Annotated in this window: 3 protein-coding genes; all 3 read right to left on the reverse strand. The window is 74.4% G+C overall.

Annotation, left to right across the window (positions count from 1 at the left end; genetic code table 11):
* The coding region (locus GT030_RS26605; RefSeq protein WP_202460595.1) for a hypothetical protein at positions 1–305 on the reverse strand (305 nt) is incomplete at its 3' end.
* The gene (locus GT030_RS26610; RefSeq protein WP_161203286.1) at positions 298–2,646 is read right to left on the reverse strand and encodes a condensation domain-containing protein; all 2,349 of its coding nucleotides are present in this window, start codon (positions 2,644–2,646) and stop codon (positions 298–300) included. The genes GT030_RS26605 and GT030_RS26610, both read right to left, overlap by 8 nt.
* Before the next feature lie 8 nt (positions 2,647–2,654).
* The coding region (locus GT030_RS26615) for a hypothetical protein (RefSeq protein WP_161203287.1) at positions 2,655–3,683 on the reverse strand (1,029 nt) is incomplete at its 5' end.

A 3,683-nucleotide genomic window follows, 5' to 3' on the forward strand; every position in this document is an offset into this window, starting at 1 on the left:
GCCTCCGGCCGGCCCGGCTCGCCGTCGAACAGAAACAGCGGTACAGGCTCACCGGCCGGGCTGAGCAGTGCGGCCAGTTCGTGCGCGAGCGGGGCGGCCATGCAGTAGGCGAGCACCGCGCGCGGGGCGCCGCCCGCGTGGCGCGCGGCGAGCTCGGCGGCCTGCGCCCCGGCGTCCGGCACCCGGCTGTACGGCGGGGCCAGCGCGTACTCGACCTTCCAGCCCGCCTCCTCCAGCCGGAGGTCCGCGATCCGGGCCTCGTCCCGGCGGCCGGGGAAGTCCAGGGCCAGCAGGACGTCAGTCATGGCACACCGCACCCTTCAGGAAGTCCGCGACCTCGCCCGGCAGCGCGGGGTCGGCCATGATCCCGTAGTGGTCGCCCGGTACCGCGGTGACGGTCAGCCCGCCCGAGGTGACGGCGCCCCAGCCCCGGTCCCCGGCGGCCCAGCTCTCCCCGGCGGCGGCCAGCAGCCGCACCGGCCCCCGGTGGCCGGACGGCACCCGGAACCGGCCGACCGCGGCGATGTTGGTCTCGAACCGGTCCAGCAGCCGCCGCGCCGTGTCCCCGTCCTGGCCCGGGTCCAGCAGCCCGCGTTCCTCCGCGCGCCGCCACAGCTCCGCCCGGCCGGTGATCCCCTCGCCGAGGTCACCGCCGGCCGAGGCGCCCCAGTCCGCGGCGAACCACTGGACGAGGCCGGCCTCGTCCGGCGCCTCGGCGTCCGGGTCGGGCACATGGCTGTCGATCAGCACCACCGGCACCGTACGCCCGGACGCGGCCTCGGCCCGGCGGGCCATCTCGAAGGCCACGACCCCGCCCATCGACCAGCCGCCGAAGGCGACCGGGCCCTGGTCGAGCAGCGGAGCGGCGGCCTCCAGGTAGGCGTCGGCCATCGCCTCCACGCTGTCCAGGCCGACCGCCTCGATCCCGTACACCGGCATCGGCAACTGCCGGGCCAGCGGGACGTAGCAGGAGATGCCGCCGCCGACGGGGTGGACGAGGAGCAGCGGCGGTCCCTCGCCGGGGGCGAGCCGGACCAGTTCGGCGGGGTCGGTGCCGCGCAGGCCCCGGTCGACGGCGGCCGCGAGCCCCTCGAGGGTGCGGGCCTCGAAGAGGACCCCGGCGGGCAGCTCGACGCCGTACTCCTGCCGCACCCGGTTGAGCATCCGGATGCCCATGAAGGAGTGTCCGCCGAGATCGAAGAAGTCGGATCGCCGGCCGATGTCGGTACGGCCCAGCAGCCGGGCCCAGACGTCCCGCAGGAACTCCTCGGTCGGGCTCCACGGCGTGTCGTCGGGTTCCGGCGCCGAGGCGGCGGGCGACGTGTCGGCGGCAGGTTCCCGCCAGGGGCCGGTACCGAGGGCGCTCAGGGGGGTGCCGGGGGCGGTGACCGCCGTGGTCAGCAGCTCCAGCAGCTCACGCAGGAACCGGCCGGCGCTCTTGTCGTCGTACAGCTCGGTCGCGTACTCCAGGCTCAGCACCAGGCCGCCGTCCTCCTCCCAGGTGGTGAGCAGGAGGTCGAACTTGGCGGTGGACGTGCGCTCGTCCACCGGCTCGACGGTCAGACCGGCCGGGGGCGGGACGACCTCACCCGAAGTGCCCTGATGGGCGTAGAGCACCTGGAACAGCGGTGAAGTGCCGGGCAGCCGAGGCGGATTGACACTCTCCACCACCCGGTCGAAGGGGACCTCCTGGTGGTCGAAGGCGTCCAGCACACCGAGGCGGGTGGCCCGCAGGTGGTCCAGGAAGGACGGGTCGCCCGCCAGGTCGGCGCGCATCACGAGAGTGTTGACGAAGCAACCGATCAGCGGCCGGAGTTCGGGCCGCACCCGGCCGGAGACCGGCGAGCCGACGAGCACGTCGGAGCGGCCGGAGGCGAGTCCGATCACCGCCTGCAGCGCGGCCAGTACCACCATGTACACGGTGGCCGTCTCCGCGCGGGCCAGCCGCGCCAGCGCCCCGTACACCTCGGCGGGCACCCGCAGCCGCAGCTCGCGCCCCTCCCCGGTGCGCCGGGCGGGCCGGGGCCGGTCGGGCGGGACGGTGCTCAGGACGGGAGCGCCGTCCAGGTGCCCGGTCCACCACGCGGCCTGCCGGGCCAGCAGCCCACCGTCCAGCCGCTCCTGCTGCCAGACCGCGTAGTCGGCGTACTGGATCTCCAGCTCGGCGAGTTCGGCGCCTGCGTACGCCTGCCACAGGTCTTCCCAGAACAGGGCGGCGGAACCGCCGTCGTAGACGACGTGGTGGAAGCAGAGCGACAGCAGGTGCTCGGTCGGGGAGGCGGAAGTCAGCCGGGCCCGGAAGAGGGGTCCGCCGTCCACTGCGAAGGGTGCCTCGGTGCTGCCGTCCCAGTCGGCCGGGAACAGGAGCTCGGCGAACTCCTCGACGGGCAACGTCCGGACGCGGACCTCGCCGCCATCGGCGACGAACACCGAGCGCAGCGTGTCGTGGCGGCGGGCGACGGCCAGCAGGGCCCGGCGCAGCGCCCCGGGGTCCAGCGGACCACCGACGCGCACGGACAGGCCGATGTTGTAGGCGCCGGCCCGGCCCGACTGCTCCAGGAACCACATCGAGCGCTGGATCTCGGAGACGGGGGCGAGGTCCGTCCGCTCCCGGCGCGGGATTCTGGTCCTGGCGAACGCCTTCACGGCACTCCTCACTTCACGAGCGGCAGCAGGCGGCTGAGATTGGCGGCGACGCTGAGCCGGTCGCGGGCATACCGGTCGGCGTCGGCGTGCAGGCGTACACACTGGCGCCAGGTCTGCACCCGGCACAGGATCGCGCCGGGCCTCGCCAGTTCGCGCAGCCGCAGCAGTTCGGTGGCCGGGGCGAACTCCTCCCATGCCTGCAGGTAGGTGCCGGCGAGGGCGTCACGGAAGAACTCCGGCATCGCGCCGACCTCGGTGACCCGGTCGATGGTGGTGAGCGAGTACAGGGGGTTGCCGACGACGCTCTCCGCCCAGTCGAACATCACGTCGCCCTGGTCGCGGAAGGAGAGGTTGCCGTGCCACCAGTCGACGTTGAGCAGGGTGTCGGGCAGACCAGCGGCCGCGAGTTCCTCGCAGGCCGCGCGGAACTCGGGGGCGTAGGCGCGCAGCCGCCGCCGGTCGTCGGCGCCGATGCCACCCTCCAGGTCCCCGGCGAGCCAGTAGGTGTCGTCGAGGATCTCGTCGTACAGGTCGGGCAGGGCGGCCGGACGGCGGTCGGGGACGCCCAGGGCCAGGAGGGCGGCGGTGTCCCCCGCGAGCCGCTGTTGCATCCGCGCGTAACTGCTGAGCGCTCGGCGGTAGATGGGGAGGTGTTCCGCGGTGAGGTCCTCCTCGACCACCCTGGCCTCGCCGATGTCGATGGAGAGCATCCAGTGCTCGTCGGGGTGGCGGGCGACCAGCGGGACCGTGTGCTCGGGGAACCGCTCGTGCAGCAGGGCGGTGAGGTCGGGCTCGTAGTGGAAGGGGTGCGGGGCGGCCTTGAGGAAGGCGTAGGTCTCTCCGCACGGGATGCGCAGGGTGCACGCCCAGGGGGAGACGATGAGCTGCTCGGGCTCGGCCGTGGCAGGGGTGCCGTGCCGGGCGAGTTCCGCCTCCGCCCAGGCGCCGGCGCGGGCCAGCCAGCCCGGCTCGGTCCACGGCACCTCGGGCAGCGCGGCACCGCCCGAGATCCGGTCGGCGACGAGCCCGGCGGGCTG

It is taken from the genome of Streptomyces sp. SID1328 (assembly GCF_009865595.1).
In the GTDB taxonomy this organism is placed as follows: domain Bacteria; phylum Actinomycetota; class Actinomycetes; order Streptomycetales; family Streptomycetaceae; genus Streptomyces; species Streptomyces griseoluteus.